Origin of the sequence: Ornithinimicrobium kibberense (genome assembly GCF_006519705.1) — a bacterium.
GTDB classification, from domain to species: Bacteria; Actinomycetota; Actinomycetes; order Actinomycetales; family Dermatophilaceae; genus Ornithinicoccus; species Ornithinicoccus kibberensis.
On the sequence record NZ_VFXM01000006.1, the window covers coordinates 117101 to 135383 of the forward strand.

Genomic DNA, 18283 nt, shown 5'->3' on the forward strand with positions numbered 1-18283 from the left:
TGCCGGTGGGGTGTCGGTCGCCACCCCATTTAGATGAATACAGGGGTTGCAATACCCACTATAGGCCGTCGGAGCCCGGCCGTGCACGCGCACGGCCGGGCTCCGAGGGAACGCCCGCAGGGGGACCGCTCAGCTGGGCTTCGGCGCCCCCGGCCGCGCGTAGCGCCACCAGGTGATACCGACGCACATCACGGCGAAGAGCAGGCCGATGACGTAGAAGATCGTCGGGGTCATCAGGGTCAGGCCGATGCCGAAGAAGAACGGGCCGAAGGCCGCGATCGCCGCCGTCCAGCCGATGACGCCGCCGGCCTGGCGCCGCTCGAAGATCATCGGCATCTGCTTGAACGTCGAGGCGTTGCCGATGCCGGCGAAGAGGAAGATCGCCAGCATCCCCCACAGGAACCTGTCGAAACCGGCGTCCAGCGTCGCGGCCGAGGTGGTGTCCGGCACGAGGGCGGTGATCGTGAAGCCGATCGAGGCGATCAGCCCGATCCCGGAGATGAGCGTCCAGATCGCGCCGCCCATCTTGTCGGTCAGCGGGGAGAACAGCACCCGGGCACCGGCGCCGACGAGGGGGCCGAGGAAGACGAACTTGACCGCCTCGGGCACCTCGTAGTTCTCGATGAGCAGCTGGGCGCTCTCCCCGGCGCCCTGGACGATCTCCGGGTTGCCGGCGCCGTAGAGGTTCTTCATGAGGAGGCCGAACTGGGCCGACAGCCCCGAGAAGGTGCCGAAGGTCATGATGTAGAGCAGCGTCATGTACCAGGTGTCGGGGTTGGAGAAGATGTCGAACTGCTGCTTGATGTTGGCGGTGACCGGCACCGACTTCAGCGCCAGCCAGGCCCAGCCGGCCCCGACGAGGACGAACGGGATCCAGAAGAACGCGGCGTTCTGGTACCAGACCTCCTGGTTGGCCTGACCGGCCAGCTCCATCATCTGGCTGTTGCCGAGGAAGCCCAGCATGGAGAAGCCGATGAGCCAGGGGGTCAGCAGCTGGACCAGGGAGACGCCGAAGTTGCCCAGACCGGCCTGCAGGCCCAGGGCCGTGCCCTGGAGCCGCTTGGGGAAGAAGTAGGAGGTGCTGGGCATGAAGCCGGAGAAGGCCCCGCCGCCGATGCCGGCGAGGAAGGCCAGCACCATGAGCTCCCAGTAGGGCGCCGTCGGGGCCTGAACCCGCACGCCCCAGCCCAGCAGCGGGAAGAACAGCAGGGCCGTGGTCAGGGCGACCATCGACCGGGTGCCCATGAGCGGCGGCAGCACCATCCAGACGATCCGCAGCAGACCGGCGGCCAGGCCGGGCATCGCAGCCATCCAGTAGAGCTGGGTCTGGGTGAAGGAGTAGCCGATGTCGTTGAGCTTGGGGACGATCGCGCTGGGCAGGAACCAGGTGACGAAGGCCAGGGTCAGCGTGAACGTCGTGATCCACAGCGTCTGCCAGGCCAGGCCCTTGTCCCAGGTGTCCTCGTTCTCGGGGTCCCAGTTCTGCAGCCAGCGGCTGCCGGTGCGGCGGGAGTCGGTGGTCATGCGCGGGCCTCCTGGACGGACGGGGCGGGGTGGGGGGCGGGCTCGTCGAGCTTGTCGGCGACCTCGGGCGAGCGCTCGTGCAGCATCCGGACGACCGTCAGGTGCATCCACAGGAGGCAGACGGCCACGAGGAGGAAGAGCACGAAGAAGGTGGACGTGGGGAACCCGGTCCACACCTTGGTGTACGCGAACAGCGGTGGCAGGAAGAAGCCACCCAGGCCGCCGAGCATGCCGACCAGGCCGCCGACGGGACCGACGTTGCCCGGGAAGTACTCCGGGATGTGCTTGTAGACCGCGGCCTTGCCCACGCCCATGGCGCAGCCGAGCAGGAACAGCAGCGCGGTGAAGGGGACGATGTGCATCGCGTAGGCCAGGTGCTCGGTGCTGGTGCCGTCGGCGTGGTTGATGACGATGTGACCGTTGGGCATCATGAGGATCCCCGTGGCCAGGAGCATGACGAAGAACGTCCCGTACATCGCCTTGCGGGCGCCCCAGCGGTCGGAGAACCAGCCGCCGACGGGGCGCAGCAGGGAGGCGGGGAAGATGAACAGGGCCGTCAGCAGGCCCGCGGTCGTCAGCGAGACGTCGAAGTTGTCCATGTAGTACAGGGGCAGCCAGGCCGAGAGGGCCACGTAGGCGCCGAACACGGCGACGTAGTAGAGGCTGAACCGCCACACCCGCAGCTGGCGCAGGGGCGTGAGCATCTCGGCCAGGCTCTTGCTGGCGCCGGGCATCCGGTCGACCGAGGGGGTGAGGAACCACACCGCGACGGCCATGAGCAGCAGCAGGACGCCGTAGACGACCGGGATGAGGCGCCAGCCGCCCTGCACGCCGAGGGCGTAGGTGGTGCCGGCGGTGGCCAGGATGATCGGCGGGCCGATGAACTTGGTCACCGAGGCGCCGACGTTGCCCGCCCCGAACAGCCCGAGGGCGAAGCCCTGCCGTTCGCGGGGGGCCCAGGCGGCGTTCCAGGCGATGCCCACGCTGAAGGAGTTGCCCGCGAAGCCGACGAGGAAGGCCAGGGCGAGCAGCATGCCGTAGCTGTCGGCGCGGCTGACGAGGAAGGCCGGGATCGCGGTGAGGGCCAGCATGGCGGTGAAGACCTTGCGGCCGCCGATCCGGTCGGCCAGCATGCCCGCCGGCAGGCGCCACATCGAGCCGTTGAGGACCGCGACCGCCGAGACCCAGGACAGCTGGGTGTCGGTGAGCCCGAACTCGTCCTTGATCGGCTTGCCGAGGATGCCGAACATCAGCCAGACGGCGAACATGAGGGTGAACGCCACGGTGGACGTCCACATGACCCGGTTGGCCCCGGACCGCTGGGCCGGGTCCGTCCCGGCCGGCGACGCGACGGTCGTCATACGGTCTCCTGATTAAAGGAATAATTCATCACAAAGGTGTCGCCGCAGACTTTACACCCGGGAGCACCCCCTGCGACAGTGCCAGGATGTGGCGTGCACGACATTCTGGAAATAGCGCATTGTTTACTGATGTAAATGGCCTCTGGCCTGCACAAAGACGGTTCATCCGGACGGCGGGCGACGCGCTGTCCGGGATGGTTGCGGGGGTGCGCGTCGGGGGCTTAGATTAGGCGGGCCAACTCCGATAAAAGGACCTGTCAATGGGAGCAGTCGAGCACGTGGGACGCGACGGGGCGTTCCTGCTCACCTCCGCCGTGCGACGTTCGATCGTCGACCACCTCGTCGGTCTTCCGCGCCTGGCCGTCGAGGGCCGTCCCACCCGCGACGGCGGGATGACGGCGGCCGAGCTCGGCACCGTGCTGGGCCTGCACAGCACCACCGTCCGTTTCCACCTCGACCAGCTCGTCTCCGCCGGACTCGTGGGCAGCCACTTCGTGCGCAGCGGGGGCGCCGGCCGGCCGGCCAAGCGCTACTTCGTCGTGGAGGGCGAGCTGGGCCCCGTGGCCCAGGGCGGCGGGGACAGCGGCCACTACAAGGTGCTCGCGACCCTCCTGGCCGGCGCCCTGGACCCCTCGGACGAGGGCCGGCTCACCCCGGAGGAGGCCGGTGCGGAGTGGGTCCGCGACCGGCTCGAGCACGGCGACGACCACGGGCTGCTCGAGGATGGCGGACCGCCGCCGCCGGCCGGGACCTCCGGGGAGTGGATGGCCAAGGTCGGTGGCATCGTCGACCTGCTCCAGGAGTGGGGCTACACCCCCGACCTGTCCCTGAGCGGGCGCGAGGGGGACGTGACGCTCACCCTGCGCGAGTGCCCCTTCCTCGACCTGGCCCGCGTGCACCCCGAGGTCGTCTGCGGTGTCCACCGCGGCCTGCTCAAGGGGGCCCTGGACGCGGCCGGCGAGCCGGACGCCGGGGTCAGCCTGCGCCCGTTCGTCGGACCCGGGACCTGCCACGCCGTGGTGCTGCGGCACGCCACCCCGCCCGAGGAGCCGATCGTCCCCGGGCCCGGCCGCTGGGCCGCCCCGCCCCGTCCGGCCGCGGCCGCCCCCGACCCGCCGGGGCCCGTCCCCGACCCGCTGCCCGCGGCGGACGAGCACGACATACCTCCGCCCACGACCGACCGCCCCTCGATCCCACCGCACCAGGAGAACCCCGCATGAGTGAGCGCACCCAGTCCCGGCTCGACGGTCCGCTGAGCGACGCGCTGGTCGGCACCCGCCGCTTCTTCACCCGCGGGGAGGTGTCGGACGACAAGCGCACCCTCACCCTCGAGGGCGGGCGCAGCGGCGACTCCTTCTACCGCGACCGCTGGGCGCACGACAAGGTCGTCCGGTCCACCCACGGGGTCAACTGCACCGGCTCCTGCTCGTGGAAGGTCTACGTCAAGGACGGGATCATCACCTGGGAGGCCCAGCAGACCGACTACCCCTCGGCCGGGGCCGACAAGCCCGAGTACGAGCCCCGCGGCTGCCCCCGCGGCGCGGCCTTCTCCTGGTACACCTACAGCCCCACCCGGGTGCGCTACCCCTACGTGCGCGGAACCCTCCTGCAGATGTACCGGGAGGCGCGGCAGACCTACGGCGACCCGGTCGTCGCCTGGGCCTCGATCGTCCAGGACGAGGAGAAGACGGCCGTCTACAAGAAGGCCCGCGGCAAGGGCGGGCTGGTGCGCTCCACCTGGGAGGAGGCGGTCGAGATGATCGCCGCCGCGCACGTCTACACGATCAAGCGCTGGGGCCCGGACCGGATCGCCGGCTTCTCGCCGATCCCGGCGATGTCCCCGGTCAGCTACGCCTCCGGGGCCCGCTTCCTCGAGCTCATCGGCGCCCCGATGCTCTCCTTCTACGACTGGTACGCCGACCTGCCCAACGCCTCGCCGCAGATGTTCGGCGACCAGACCGACGTGCCGGAGTCCGGCGACTGGTGGGACGCCGGCTACCTCATCATGTGGGGCTCCAACGTGCCGCTGACCCGCACGCCGGACGCGCACTGGATGACCGAGGCCCGCTACCGCGGCCAGAAGGTCATCGCGGTGGCCCCCGACTACGCCGAGAACGTCAAGTTCGCCGACGAGTGGGTCGCCGCCGACCCCGGCACCGACGGTGCGCTCGCGATGGCGATGGGCCACGTGGTGCTCAAGGAGTACTTCGTCGACCGGCAGGTCGACTTCTTCACCGAGTACAACCAGCGCTTCACCGACCTGCCCTACCTCGTGACGCTCGACGAGACCGGCGACGGCAGCTACCGTCCGGGCAAGTTCCTCGTGGCCGGCGACCTCGAGGGCCACCCGGAGCAGTCCAGCGAGAACGCGATGTGGAAGCCGGCGCTGCTCGACGGCGCCACCGGCGAGGTCGCCATCCCGGGCGGCTCCCTCGGCCACCGGTACGGCGACGAGGGCGCGGGCCGCTGGAACCTCGACCTGGGCGACATCCGCCCGGTCCTGTCGCTCTACGGCGACACCGGGGAGTCGGTGGAGGTCGGGCTGCCCCGCTTCGACAACGTCGAGGGGCACCAGGTCACCGAGCGGCGCGGCGTCCCCGTCCGCCGGATCGGCGACCGCCTCGTCACCACCGTGCTCGACCTCATGCTGGCCCACTACGGCGTCGGCCGCGCCGGCCTGCCCGGCGCCTGGCCGCAGGGCTACGAGGACCCCTCGGTCCCGGCCACCCCGGCCTGGGCCGCCGAGATCACCGGTGCCCCCAGCGAGCAGATCGTGCGGATCGCCCGCGAGTGGGCGCAGAACGCGATCGACACGCAGGGCCGCGGCATGATCCTCATGGGCGCCGGCACCAACCACTGGTACCACTCCGACCAGATCTACCGCGCCATGCTCGTGCTCACCACGATCACCGGGTGCCAGGGGCGCAACGGCGGCGGCTGGGCGCACTACGTCGGCCAGGAGAAGGTGCGCCCGATCATGGGCTTCCAGCACCTGGCGTTCGCGCTGGACTGGATCCGTCCGCCGCGCCACATGAACCAGACCGCCTACTGGTACGTGCACACCTCGCAGTACCGCTACGACACCTTCGGCGCCGACGGCATCAACGGGGCTACCGGGGCGTTCGAGGGCCGGTCGACGATGGATCTGCTCTCGCAGTCGGTCCGGCTGGGCTGGACGCCCTCCTACCCGCAGTTCGACCGCAGCTCCCTGCAGGTCGCCGACGACGCGGCCGCGGCGGGGCTGCCGGCGGGGGAGTATGTCGCGCAGCAGCTCAAGGAGGGGGCGCTGAAGTTCGCGGTCGAGGACCCCGAGGACCCCGACAACTACCCCCGCGTGCTCTCCCTGTGGCGGGCCAACCTGCTCGGCTCCTCGGCCAAGGGCAACGAGTACTTCCTCAAGCACCTGCTCGGCACAGACAACGCCGTCAAGGCGCACCAGGCCGCCGAGGGGCAGCGCCCCGACAGCGTGGTCTGGCGGGAGGAGGCCGGCGAGGGCAAGCTCGACCTGCTGCTGACGCTGGACTTCCGGATGACCAGCTCCACGCTGTTCTCCGACGTCGTCCTGCCGGCGGCGACCTGGTACGAGAAGCACGACATCAACACCACCGACATGCACCCGTTCGTGCACTCGTTCAACCCGGCCATCTCCCCGCCGTGGCAGGCCAAGAGCGACTGGGAGGCCTGGAAGGCGGTCGCCAAGCGGTTCTCCGAGCTGGCCGTCGACCACCTCGGCGTGCGCAAGGACGTGGTCACCAAGCCGCTGTGGCACGACACCCCGGAGGCGATGGCCACCGTCCACGGCCGGGTGCTGGACTGGCGCCTCGGCGAGGTCGAGCCCGTGCCCGGCAAGACCCTCCCGGTCATCGCCGAGGTGGAGCGTGACTACCCGGCGACCTACGCCCGGATGACCTCCGTGGGCCCGCTCCTGGAGAAGCTCGGCATGCTCACCAAGGGCGTCAAGTACGACGTCGCCCGCGAGGTCGGCATCCTGCGCCAGCGCAACGGCGAGGTCCACGGCGGGCCGACCGACGGGCGGCCGAAGCTGGAGACCGACGTGCAGGTCGCCGACGCGATCCTGCACCTGTCCGGGGTGAGCAACGGCCACCTGGCCACCCAGGGCTTCCGCTTCCTGGAGCAGCGCACCGGCACCCGGCTGGCCGACCTGGCCGCCGAGCACGAGGGCAAGCAGATCACCTTCGCCGACACCCAGGCCGCGCCGGTCCCGGTCATCACCTCCCCGGAGTGGTCCGGCTCGGAGAGCGGCGGGCGGCGCTACAGCCCGTTCACCATCAACATCGAGCGGTCCAAGCCCTTCCACACCCTCACCGGCCGCCAGCACTTCTACCTGGACCACGACTGGATGCTCGGGATGGGCGAGGGACTGCCGACCTACCGGCCGCCGCTGAACATGACCACCCTCTTCGGGGAGGCGCCGATCGGTCAGGAGACCGAGGACGCCGGCGGTGCGGTCGCGGTGAGCGTGCGCTACCTGACCCCGCACAACAAGTGGTCGATCCACTCCGAGTACCAGGACAACCTATTCATGCTCTCCCTCTCCCGGGGCGGGCAGACGATCTGGATGTCCGACCGGGACGCCGCCAAGATCGGGGTCAGGGACAACGACTGGATCGAGGCGGTCAACCGCAACGGCGTGGTCGCCTGCCGGGCGATCGTCAGCCACCGCATGCCCGAGGGCACGGTCTACATGCACCACGCCCAGGACCGGCTCATCGACGTGCCGCTGACCGAGACCGACAAGAAGCGCGGCGGGATCCACAACAGCCTCACCCGGATCCTGCTCAAGCCGAGCCACCTCATCGGCGGCTACGCCCAGCACGCCTACTTCTTCAACTACATCGGCCCGACCGGCAACAACCGTGACGAAGTGACGACCATCCGCAAGCGGACGACGAAGGTGGAGTACTGATATGCGCGTCATGGCACAGATGGCCATGGTCATGAACCTGGACAAGTGCATCGGGTGCCACACCTGCTCGGTCACCTGCAAGCAGGCCTGGACCAACCGCCAGGGCACCGAGTACGTCTGGTTCAACAACGTGGAGACCCGGCCCGGCCTGGGCTACCCCCGCGGCTACGAGGACCAGGAGGAGTGGAAGGGCGGCTGGGTCCGCACCGACAACGGCCGGCTCAAGCTCAAGGCCGGCGGACGGCTGAACAAGCTGCTCAACATCTTCTCCAACCCCAAGATGCCCAAGATCGGCGACTACTACGAGCCGTGGACCTACGACTACGAGACGCTGCTCAACGCGCCGGCCCAGGACACCTTCCCCGTCGCCAAGCCCTACTCGCTGATCTCCGGCAAGCAGATCAACATCCAGTGGAGCGCCAACTGGGACGACGACCTGGGCGGCTCGGCCGAGCACGCCACCAAGGACCCGATGCTCAAGGGCATCGAGGACAAGGTGAAGTTCGAGTTCGACCAGACCTTCATGTTCTACCTGCCGCGGATCTGCGAGCACTGCCTCAACCCCAGCTGCGCGGCCTCCTGCCCCTCCGGCGCGATCTACAAGCGCGAGGAGGACGGCATCGTCCTGGTCGACCAGGACAAGTGCCGCGGCTGGCGCATGTGCGTCACCGGCTGCCCCTACAAGAAGGTCTACTTCAACCACAAGACCGGCAAGGCCGAGAAGTGCACCTTCTGCTACCCCCGCGTCGAGGTGGGCATCCCCACCGTGTGCGCCGAGACCTGCGTGGGTCGGCTGCGCTACATCGGCCTCATGCTCTACGACGCGGACAAGGTGCTCGAGGCGGCCGCCGTGGAGGACGAGCACGACCTCTACGAGGCGCAGCGCTCGGTCTTCCTCGACCCGCACGACCCCGCCGTCCAGCGGGAGGCCGAGCGGGCCGGGATCCCCGGCGACTGGGTGGAGGCGGCCAAGAAGTCGCCGGTGTGGAAGCTCATCAGCGAGTACAAGGTCGCCCTGCCGCTGCACCCGGAGTACCGCACCATGCCCATGGTCTGGTACATCCCGCCGCTGTCGCCGGTCGTCGACGTCATCAAGGACACCGGCTACGACGCCGAGGACAAGGACAACCTCTTCGCCGCGATCGACGCCCTGCGCATCCCCGTGGAGTACCTGGCCAACCTCTTCACGGCCGGCGACGTCCGCCCGGTCAACGAGGTGCTGCGCAAGCTGGCGGCCATGCGCTCCTACATGCGGGACATCAACCTCGGCCGTGACCCCCGGGCGGAGATCCCCGAGGCGGTCGGGATGTCCGAGGAGGAGATGTACGAGATGTTCCGCCTCCTGGCCATCGCCAAGTACAACGAGCGCTACGTCATCCCGGCCGCCCACGGTGAGGACGCGCACGCCCTCGAGGAGCTGGCCACCGACTGCCCCGTGACCGGCTACGACGACGAGCTCATGGACGGGTCGGGCCCGTTCGGCGAGGGCTCCGGCCGGGGCTCCACCACCCCGGTGGCGGTGGAGAACTTCAGGATGCTCCAGCAGCGGCAGACCCAGGAGTCCCTCGTCTCCGGCGGCTCCAAGCAGGGACGGGTCAACCTGCTCAACTGGGACGGCAAGGGCGTGCCGGCCGGGCTGTTCCCGGAGCGTCCCGCCGAGGGCGTCGGTCAGGCCGCCGACGGCGAGGGTTCCGAGGGGAACCGCTGATGCTGCCCTGGCGGCGCCACCGGCGCACCGACCCCCGCCTCGAGCCACGCGCCCAGGCCGACGCCTGGCAGCTGGTCTCCCTGCTGCTGGACTACCCCGACGACGCCCTCGTCGAGCGGCTCCCCGCGCTGCGCGAGGTGGCCGCCGGTCTCCCGGACCGGGTGGGTATGCCGTTGGGCCGCTTCCTCGACCACGTCGCCGGCGCCGACCTGGCCGCCCTGCAGGTGGACTACGTCGACACCTTCGACGTCACCCGCAAGTGCTGCCTGCACCTGACCTACTTCCTGCACGGCGACACCCGCAACCGCGGGGTCGCGCTCGTGCAGTTCAAGCAGGCCTACCGCAAGCACGGGGCCGAGCTGGCCGACGCCGACGCCGAGCTGCCCGACCACCTGTCGGTGGTGCTGGAGTTCGGCGCGACCGTCGACCCGGACGCCGCGTGGCGGCTGCTCAACGACCACCGGGTCGGCATCGAGCTGCTCCACCGGGCGCTGCAGCGGCGAGGCTCGCCGTGGCTGGACGTGGTCGACGCCCTGCGCGCCACCCTGCCCGAGCTCCAGGGCGACGACGAGCAGGCCCTGGCCCGGCTCATCGCCCAGGGCCCGCCGCAGGAGTCGGTGGGGATCGACGACGCGCCCTACTCCATCGACCCCGCCCTGGACCGCCTGCGCACCCCGCCCTCCTCGGGCGGCGTATGCGGCGACGGCGGCGCCCCCGCCGGCACACCCCATACCCTCGGCCCGACCATCCCCGTAGGAGCCCCCCGATGAGCACCTTCCTCTGGGTGATCTTCCCGTACATCTGCCTGGCGGTCTTCGTCGTCGGGCACGTCTGGCGCTACAAGTACGACAAGTTCGGCTGGACCACCCGCTCCAGCCAGCTCTACGAGGACCGGCTGCTGCGGTTCGGCAGCCCGCTGTTCCACTTCGGGCTGCTCTTCGTCGCGGTCGGCCACTTCATGGGCCTGATCGTGCCCCAGAGCTGGACCGACCAGGCCGGGGTCAGCCAGGAGCTCTACCACATCGTCGCGCTCGCCGGCGGCCTGCCCGCGGGCATCGCCTGCCTCGTCGGGCTGGCCATCCTCGTCTACCGGCGGCGCACCGTGGGCCCGGTCTTCCGCGCCACCACGGTCAACGACAAGGTCATGTACGCACTCCTGGCCGTCGTCATCGTCCTCGGCATGTGGAACACCGTGGCCGGCAGCCTGCTCAACCTGGGCATCGCCGGCGACCACTACAACTACCGCGAGGGCGTCTCCCCGTGGTTCCGCCAGATCTTCTGGTTCCAGCCGGACGCCTCCCTCATGGAGAACGCGCCGATCGGCTTCAAGCTGCACGCGCTGACCGCCTTCCTGCTGTTCGCGATCTGGCCGTTCACCCGGCTCGTGCACGTGTTCTCGGCGCCGCTGGGCTACTTCACCCGGCCCTACATCGTCTACCGCAGCCGGGACGAGCGTCCCGGCGTTGCCACCGGCTCGCGCGCCCAGAAGCGCGGCTGGGAGCGGGTCCAGTGAGCGGGCCCGACGCCCCGGTTCCCGGGTCGCTCGAGGACCCGGCTCACCCCGTCGTCGGGGACCTCGCGCTGACCCCCGAGGAGGAGGTCGACCCCTACCGCGTCGTCGACCTGCTCGCGGAGGGCGAGCGGCTGCTGGCCAGGGCCAAGGAGTCAGGACGCGGCCGTACGGTCCGCTCGGTCGTGCGCCAGCCCGGGCAGAACATGATCCTGCTCGGCCTGCCGGCCGGCGGCGGGCTGCCCGACCACGACGCCCCCGGACCGGCCTCGCTGCTGTGCCTGTCCGGCCGGGTCGTCCTCGGCTCGGAGGGGCGGTCCTGGACCCTTCCCGCGGGGAGCGCGCACGCCATACCCCCCGCCCGGCACGACGTCGTCGCCGAGGAGGACAGCGTCTGCGTGCTGACCGTGTCGGTCGGCTGACGTAGCCTCGGACGCATGATCCCCCTGCCCCCGCTCGTCGAGCCCGGCCCGGAGCTGACGCCCGCCCAGGTGTCCCGCTACTCCCGGCACCTCCTCGTGCCGGGGATGGGGCTGGAGGCGCAGCGGCGCCTGCTCGCGGCCCGGGTCGCCGTCGTCGGCGCGGGCGGGCTGGGGAGCCCGACCCTGTCCTACCTCGCCGCCGCCGGCGTGGGCCACCTGACGATCATCGACGACGACGTCGTCGACACCACGAACCTGCAGCGGCAGGTGATCCACCGGGCCGAGGACGTGGGCCGGCCCAAGGTCGAGTCGGCCGCCAGCTTCGTCGCCGCGCTCAACCCCGACGTGTCCGTGACGGTGCGGCAGGAACGGATCACGCCCGACACCGCGGAGGACCTGCTGGCCGGGCACGACGTCATCCTCGACGGGGCCGACAACTTCCCGACGAGGTATGCCGTCTCCGACGCGGCCACCGCGCTCGGCATCCCCGTCGTGTGGGCCGCGGTCCTGCGCTTCGACGCCCAGCTGTCCACCTTCGTGCCGGGACGCCCCGGGGCGGTCGGCCTGCGCGACCTGTTCCCGCTACCTCCGCGGCCCGAGGACGTCCCCTCCTGCGCCGAGGCGGGCGTGCTGGGGGCTCTCGTCGGCCAGGTCGGCTCGATCATGGCCGCCGAGGTGGTCAAGCTCGTCTGCGGGTTCGGCGAGCCGCTCGTCGACCGGGTGCTGCTCGTCGACGCGCTCACCCAGCGCACCCGCGAGGTGCCGCTGCGGCCGGTGGGCGACCTGGGTCCGCCGCCGGCCCACGAGCCGGTCCGCGAGCTGGTGCCCCTGCCCGAGCGGTCGGTCGAGGACGTCCGTGACGCCCTCGGCGGTGCGGGCGCGCCCCTCCTGCTCGACGTGCGCGAGCCGGGCGAGCACGCCCTCGGGATCGTGCCCGGCGCCCTGACGGTGCCCGTCGGCGAGGTGCTCACGTGGGAGCAGCTGGACCTCCTGCCCGAGCGCCCCGTCGTCGTCTACTGCAAGACCGGCCCCAGGGCCCGCCGGGCGGCGGCCCACCTGGTCCGTCTCGGCCACCCCGACGTCTCGGTGATGACCGGCGGCATGCTCGCCTGGATCGAGCGCGTCGAGCCCAGCCTGCCGGCCTACTAGCGGTGCCCGTGCCCGTGCCCGTGCCTCCGTCCGTGCCCGTCGTCGACCTGCTCGTCCTGGCCGGTGGCCGGGGCAGCCGCCTGGGTGGCCGCGACAAGGGGGCCCTCGTCGTCGAGGGCAGGCCGCTGCTCGACCGGGTGCTCGCCGCGGCGCCCGGGCTCGGCGGCCGGGCCGTGGTCGTCGGCCGGGGGACCGTCCCCGACGGGGTGCTGCGGACGCTGGAGGACCCGCCCGACGGCGGACCGGTGGCCGGCATCGCCGCGGGCCTCGACGCGCTCGGGGAGGAGGCGGACTGGGTGGCCGTCGTCGCCGTCGACCAGCCCGGGGCCGAGCAGGCGCTGTCGGCGCTGCACGCGGCCCTCGACGAGCTGGTCGACGGGGTGGATGCCCTCGCCCACACCGACGCGACCGGGCACCTGCAGTGGCTGCTGGCGATCTACCGGCGCGAGGCCCTGGCGGCCGCGCTCGCGCAGCTGCCCCGCGTGCGCGACGTGTCGGTGCGCAGGCTGGTCGCCGACCTGGCCTGGCACCCGGTGGGGACGGGGGCCGAGCATGTGGGCGACGTCGACACCTGGGCGGACCTGGCGGACTGGGAACGGCGCACCGGAAGTGCGACGATGGGGCGACACCGACCAGAGCTGGAGGGATGACGATGGCGACCGTGAGGTACTTCGCCGCGGCGGCGGAGGCGGCCGGCACCGAGTCCGAGCAGGTGGCCGCCGACGACCTGGGCACCCTGCTCGACCGGCTCGTCGAGCTGCACGGGGCCGAGCTGGAGCGGGTGCTGCGCCGCAGCTCGGTGCTCCACGAGGGGCAGTACGTCCGGGACCGCCAGCTGCCGGTCGCCCACGACGCCGTGCTCGACGTGCTGCCGCCGTTCGCCGGGGGCTGAGCGCACCGGCTGAGCCCTCGCGCCCAGGGCGGGCCGGCGAAGCGACCCCGCCGGCGGTCAGCCGCCGATCCGGCTCATCGGACGCGGCGGCTGCAGGAATCCCGGCTCGTTGATGCCGTGCCCGGGCAGCTTGGCGCCGATCGACTCCCGGAACAGGTCGGCCAGCTGCTCGTCCGAGGCGCCCTCGCGCAGGGGGGTGCGCAGGTCGGTCTCACCGGTGGCGAACAGGCAGTTGCGGATCATGCCGTCGGCGGTCAGCCGCACCCGGTCGCAGGTGCCGCAGAACGGCATCGTCACCGAGGCGATGACGCCGACGGTGGCGGGGCCGCCGTCGACGAGGAAGAGCTCGGCCGGGGCGCTCCCACGGGTGTCGTCGGGCATCGCCGTCAGCTCGAAGCGGGTCCGCAGCTTCTCCAGGATCTCCTCGCCGGTGATCATCTGGGTGCGGTCCCACTGGTGCTGGGCATCCAGCGGCATCTGCTCGATGAACCGCAGCTGGTAGCCGTGCTCCAGCGCGAACGCCAGCAGGTCCGGCGCCTCGGTGTCGTTGACCCCCCGCATGAGGACGGTGTTGAGCTTGACCGGCACGAGACCGGCGGCGGCCGAGGCCTCGATCCCGGCGAGGGTGTCGGCCAGCCGGTCCCGCTTGGCCAGCTCGATGAAGGTCTCCCGGTCGAGGGTGTCGATGCTGACGTTGACCCGGGTCAGGCCGGCGGCCTTCAGGTCCTCGGCGATCCGGGCCAGGCCGACGCCGTTCGTCGTCATCGAGATCTCCGGGGCGGGGTCGAGCGCGGCCAGGCCGGCCACCACGTCGACGAGGTCACGCCGCAGGAGCGGCTCGCCCCCGGTGAGCCGGATCTCCTCGATCCCCATCCCCACGGCGACGTCCGCGAGCCGGACGACCTCCTCGGTGGAGAGCATGGTGTCGCGCGGCAGCCACGGGACCCCCTGCTCGGGCATGCAGTAGGTGCACCGCAGCGAGCAGCGGTCGGTCACCGAGATACGCAGGTCGCGGTGCACCCGGCCGTAGCGGTCGACCAGCGGTCCGGCCGTCATCAGTGGTCACCTCCGCCGATCTGGTCCAGGACGTGCCCCAGCAGCGGGGCGACGACCTCCATCCCCTCGGTCACGGCGGACGGGCGCCCGGGCAGGTTGATCACCAGGCTGCCGCCGGGGCCCTGCTCCTGCGGCCAGTCGACAACCCCCACCACCCCGCGGGACACCGCCGCGAACGGGGTGTGCCGCGCGCCCTCGCGGCGGATCAGCTCGGCCAGCCCCGGGTTCTCCCGGGTGATGACCAGGCGGGTGCCCTCGGGGGTGAGGTCCTGCGGTCCCATGCCGGTGCCGCCGGTCGTGACGACGAGCCGGTGGCCTGCGGCGACCTTCTCGCGCAGCACCGCCGCGACCGTCTCGACGCCGTCGGGAACCACGGTGGGTCCGTCCACCTCGAAGCCGGCCGCCTGCAGCGCCTCGACGAGCAGACGCCCGGAGGTGTCCTCGCGGGTGCCGTCCGAGCTGCGGTTGGAGACCGTGATCGCGGCGGCGGTGCGGGGGTGGGACGGGGTGGAGCTCATCGCTCCACCCTACGTCGTCGGCCCGTGCCCGGCCTCATCCGGCGCCAGCCTCACAGGAGACGCGAGACCGCCCGCTCGGCCGCGGTGAGGAAGCGCAGGACGACGTCCCGCTCCTGCGGCGACAGCTCCTGGTCGAGCCTGGCCAGGTCCGCGAACATCGGCATCAGGTGCCCCAGCATCTCCTCCCGGCCGGAGTCGGTGGCCACGACCACGGTGCGGCGGCGGTCGCTGGGGTGGGGCTCCCGGGCCACGTGGCCACGGGCGACCAGCCGGTCGACGATCCCGCTGGCGGCCGCCGAGGTCACGCCCAGGCGCTGGGCCAGCTCGGTGGGGCCGGCCGGCTCGTCCATGACGTGCTCGAGGACGGCCGCCTCGCTGTGCGACAGGTCCGCCCGCCGGGCCAGCGCCGGGGTGGCCCGCCGGCTCGTGTCCAGCAGGCTGCGCAGCGCGTCGAGGGTCTGGCTGCGCTCCCAGGACCCGACCCACCGGCTGTGCGGGAGGCCCTCTGCCTCAGGTTGGACAAGGGTATGACGAGCTGGCTCCTGGGTGCTACGCTCACTCATGAACTTGCTCACTTAGTTAGACAGTTGCTTGGTCACCAAGCGTACGGCATCTCGGAAGGACCCGCCCATGAACGCGCTCGTGCGAGTGCTCACCGGCCGACGGAGCTGGATCATCGCCCTCGTCGGCCTGCTGCTGGGCGGGTGGATGATCGCCGGCCTCGGGCAGGCCGAGCGCACCCCCGACCCGCTCGCGACCCTGCCGGCCGGCTTCGGGAGCACCGAGGGCCAGGCCCTGCTCGGTGAGCTGCCGGACGAGGGCAGCAGCACCGCGATCGTGCTCTTCACCCGGGACGAGGGGCCGATCAGCGACGACCTGCCCGCGCTGGGCGAGGTCATGGCGTCGGTGGGGCAGACCTACGACACCGGTGAGGGCGAGCCGGCCGCCGCGCCCGGCGGTCCTGCGGAAGGGGAGGTCGGTGAGTCCGGCCCACCGGCGGAGGCCACCGATGGTGAGCAGGCAGGGCCGCCGCCCGGGGCCGACGCCGGGGACGAGGGTGCCGGCGGACCCCCGCCCGGGGTGACGGAGGGCGGCATACCCGTCATCCCGTCCGAGGACGGCACCGCCGCACTCAGCGTGCTCACCCTGGAGGCACCCTCGGCGAGCGTGGCGCAGGAGGTCGTGACCGACCTGCGGGCCGACCTCGACGAGGCCGTGCCGGAGGGGGTGACCGCCCAGGTGACCGGTCCCGCGGCGATCCAGGCCGACCTGGCCTCGGTGTTCGACGGCGCCAACGTCACCCTGCTGGCCGTCACCGCGTCGGTGGTCGCGCTGCTGCTCATCGTCACCTACCGCAGCCCCATCCTGTGGATCGTCCCGCTCGTCGTCGTCGGCGTGGCCGACCAGGTCGCCGCCACCGTCGCGACCCGGGTGCTCGACGTGACCGGGGTGCCGTGGGACGAGTCGACGATCGGCATCCTGTCGGTGCTCGTCTTCGGTGCCGGCACCAACTACGCGCTGCTGCTCATCTCCCGCTACCGCGACGAGCTGCGCCGCCACCACGACCGGCACGAGGCCATGGCCGTCGCCCTGCGACGGGCCTCGGAGGCGGTCATCGCCAGCGCCAGCACCGTCGTCGTGGGCGTGCTGAGCCTGCTGCTGTCGGTCTTCCCCAGCACGCGCGGGCTGGGGCTCGCCTCGGCCGTCGGTGTCGTCGTCGCGGCGCTGGGCGTGCTGGTGCTGCTGCCGGGTGCGCTGGTCGTCTTCGGCCGGTGGATCTTCTGGCCGCAGGTGCCGCGCGAGGGCCAGCAGGTGCTCAGCGAGTCCCGGTCCTTGTGGCGGCGCATCGGCGACACCGTCGCGAGGGCCCCCGGCGTGTCCATCCTGGCGACCCTGGGCGTGCTGGCGGCGATGGCCTTCGGCCTGACCCAGACCGTCAGCGGGCTGCCGCCGGAGGACCAGTTCCTCGAGACGCCGGAGGCGATCACCGCCTCGGAGCGGCTGGCCGAGTCCTTCCCGGCCGGGACGTCCGACCCGGTGCTCGTGGTCACCCGGACCGACGACCCCGCCGTGGTGGAGGAGCTCGCCGGGCGGGTCGGGGACGTCGACGGCGTGACCTCGGCGACGGCCGTCGAACCGGTCGAGGGGATCGGCCAGGTCCAGGTGGTCCTCGAGGCCGACCCGGGCAGCGACGCCTCGGCGGACACGGTCGCCGATGTGCGGGCCGAGCTCGAGGGGGAGGGCGGGACCTACGTGACGGGCGGTGCCGCGACCTCCGCCGACGAGAGCGCCGGCAACGTCCGGGACCGCTGGGTCGTCATGCCGCTGATCCTCGTCCTCGTGCTCGGCGCCCTCATGGGGCTGCTGCGCTCGGTGCTGGCGCCGATCATCCTCGTGACCAGCGTGGTCGCCACCTTCGCGGCCGCGCTGGGGGTCTCGTGGTGGCTGTTCACCGGGATCTTCGGGTTCAGCGCGATCGACGCGAGCATGCCGTTGCTGGCGTTCCTGTTCCTCGTGGCGCTGGGCGTGGACTACAACATCTTCCTCATCACGAGGACGCTCGAGGAGGCCAAGGTCCACGGGACCCGCGAGGGGGTGCTGCGGGCGCTGGGCGCGACCGGTGGCGTGATCACCAGCGCCGGCATCCTGCTCGCGGCGGTCTTCGCGGTCCTAGGCGTCCTGCCGCTGGTGGTGCTCGCCCAGATCGGCGTGGTCATCTGCATCGGGGTGCTGATGGACACGCTCGTCGTGCGGACCGTCCTCGTGCCGGCGATCGTCCGCGTCCTGGGCCCGACGTTCTGGTGGCCGCGCAAGGTCGACCCCGTCGGTCAGGCCGAGCATGCCGGGCGGGCCGACCGGGCGGACGACCAGGAGCCGGTGGCCGTCAGCGGCTGACGGGGTTCACCGGTCTGGCTCGGCGGGCTGGCCCGGCCGGCTCGTCGGGCCGACCGGCTGGCCAGCGTGGCCGGGTCGATGGCTGACCGTGCCTGCTGGCCGGCTCGTCGGTTGTTGCGGGATGCGTGCTGCAGGATCTGTGTCCCAGCACGCGACACGCCGCAGCGCCACGGCACAGTGCACGACACGCCGGGCCGGAGAGCCAGGATGTGCACGACACGCCGGGCCGGGCAGCCGGGACGCGCATGACAGGCGGCCGGACAGCCAGAACGTGCACGACACGCCGACCCCGCCCGCCCTCAGCGGAGCCGGGACCTCCAG

At 71.7% G+C, this 18283-nt stretch carries 15 protein-coding genes; 10 read left to right on the forward strand and 5 right to left on the reverse strand.

The genetic code is table 11. The annotated features are described in order from the left end of the window. Nucleotides 1-129: 129 nt before the first annotated feature. Both FJR00_RS06605 and FJR00_RS06610 read right to left on the reverse strand, forming a co-directional pair. A complete protein-coding gene (locus tag FJR00_RS06605; protein WP_141337997.1) occupies nt 130-1524 on the reverse strand; it encodes an MFS transporter in 1395 nt (464 codons plus the stop codon). After that, the gene (locus FJR00_RS06610) at nt 1521-2885 is read right to left on the reverse strand and encodes an MFS transporter (RefSeq protein WP_141337998.1); all 1365 of its coding nucleotides are present in this window, start codon (nt 2883-2885) and stop codon (nt 1521-1523) included. Before FJR00_RS06610 ends, FJR00_RS06605 begins: the two co-directional genes overlap by 4 nt. Nucleotides 2886-3145: 260 nt before the next feature. On the opposite strand from FJR00_RS06610, the gene FJR00_RS06615 reads away from it, so the two are divergent. From FJR00_RS06615 to FJR00_RS06655, 9 genes are read left to right on the forward strand one after another with little or no spacing between them, the layout of a single operon-like run. Continuing rightward, nucleotides 3146-4105 carry a helix-turn-helix transcriptional regulator gene (locus tag FJR00_RS06615; RefSeq protein ID WP_141337999.1) on the forward strand — a complete coding sequence of 320 codons (960 nt, stop codon included), beginning with the start codon at nt 3146-3148 and terminating at the stop codon, nt 4103-4105. Further along, nucleotides 4102-7812 (forward strand): nitrate reductase subunit alpha, encoded by a 3711-nt coding sequence (locus tag FJR00_RS06620; protein ID WP_141338000.1) that lies wholly within the window; start codon nt 4102-4104, stop codon nt 7810-7812. The genes FJR00_RS06615 and FJR00_RS06620 overlap by 4 nt, the downstream gene beginning before the upstream one ends. A gap of 1 nt (nt 7813) precedes the next feature. Continuing rightward, nucleotides 7814-9520 (forward strand): nitrate reductase subunit beta, encoded by a 1707-nt coding sequence (gene narH, locus FJR00_RS06625; RefSeq protein ID WP_141338001.1) that lies wholly within the window; start codon nt 7814-7816, stop codon nt 9518-9520. Beyond that, on the forward strand, nt 9520-10290 hold the full coding sequence (narJ, locus tag FJR00_RS06630) for a nitrate reductase molybdenum cofactor assembly chaperone (protein ID WP_141338002.1): 771 nt from the start codon (nt 9520-9522) through the stop codon (nt 10288-10290). The genes narH and narJ overlap by 1 nt, the downstream gene beginning before the upstream one ends. Continuing rightward, nucleotides 10287-11033 (forward strand): respiratory nitrate reductase subunit gamma, encoded by a 747-nt coding sequence (narI, locus tag FJR00_RS06635; RefSeq protein WP_075957297.1) that lies wholly within the window; start codon nt 10287-10289, stop codon nt 11031-11033. The genes narJ and narI overlap by 4 nt, the downstream gene beginning before the upstream one ends. Next, the gene (locus FJR00_RS06640) at nt 11030-11452 is read left to right on the forward strand and encodes a cupin domain-containing protein (protein ID WP_083663986.1); all 423 of its coding nucleotides are present in this window, start codon (nt 11030-11032) and stop codon (nt 11450-11452) included. The genes narI and FJR00_RS06640 overlap by 4 nt, the downstream gene beginning before the upstream one ends. Before the next feature lie 15 nt (nt 11453-11467). Beyond that, nucleotides 11468-12601 carry a ThiF family adenylyltransferase gene (locus FJR00_RS06645; RefSeq protein WP_202876608.1) on the forward strand — a complete coding sequence of 378 codons (1134 nt, stop codon included), beginning with the start codon at nt 11468-11470 and terminating at the stop codon, nt 12599-12601. Between the two features lie 32 nt (nt 12602-12633). Further along, nucleotides 12634-13251, forward strand: coding sequence for a molybdenum cofactor guanylyltransferase (mobA, locus tag FJR00_RS06650; protein ID WP_141338003.1), 618 nt, complete (start codon nt 12634-12636; stop codon nt 13249-13251). A gap of 2 nt (nt 13252-13253) precedes the next feature. After that, on the forward strand, nt 13254-13493 hold the full coding sequence (locus FJR00_RS06655; protein ID WP_075957299.1) for a MoaD/ThiS family protein: 240 nt from the start codon (nt 13254-13256) through the stop codon (nt 13491-13493). Nucleotides 13494-13550: 57 nt separating this feature from the next. Here the strand turns inward: FJR00_RS06655 and moaA are convergent, their stop codons facing one another. From moaA to FJR00_RS06670, 3 genes are read right to left on the reverse strand one after another with little or no spacing between them, the layout of a single operon-like run. Then, complete coding sequence (gene moaA / locus FJR00_RS06660; RefSeq protein ID WP_141338004.1) at nt 13551-14549, reverse strand: GTP 3',8-cyclase MoaA; 999 nt, start codon at nt 14547-14549, stop codon at nt 13551-13553. Then, complete coding sequence (locus tag FJR00_RS06665) at nt 14549-15067, reverse strand: MogA/MoaB family molybdenum cofactor biosynthesis protein (RefSeq protein WP_141338005.1); 519 nt, start codon at nt 15065-15067, stop codon at nt 14549-14551. Before FJR00_RS06665 ends, moaA begins: the two co-directional genes overlap by 1 nt. 50 nt (nt 15068-15117) lie before the next feature. Next, a complete protein-coding gene (locus tag FJR00_RS06670; protein WP_141338006.1) occupies nt 15118-15630 on the reverse strand; it encodes a MarR family winged helix-turn-helix transcriptional regulator in 513 nt (170 codons plus the stop codon). Nucleotides 15631-15697: 67 nt separating this feature from the next. Here FJR00_RS06670 and FJR00_RS06675 point away from each other — a divergent pair, with 67 nt between their 5' ends. After that, nucleotides 15698-17962 carry an MMPL family transporter gene (locus tag FJR00_RS06675; protein ID WP_141338007.1) on the forward strand — a complete coding sequence of 755 codons (2265 nt, stop codon included), beginning with the start codon at nt 15698-15700 and terminating at the stop codon, nt 17960-17962. The last annotated feature ends 321 nt before the right edge of the window (nt 17963-18283 follow it).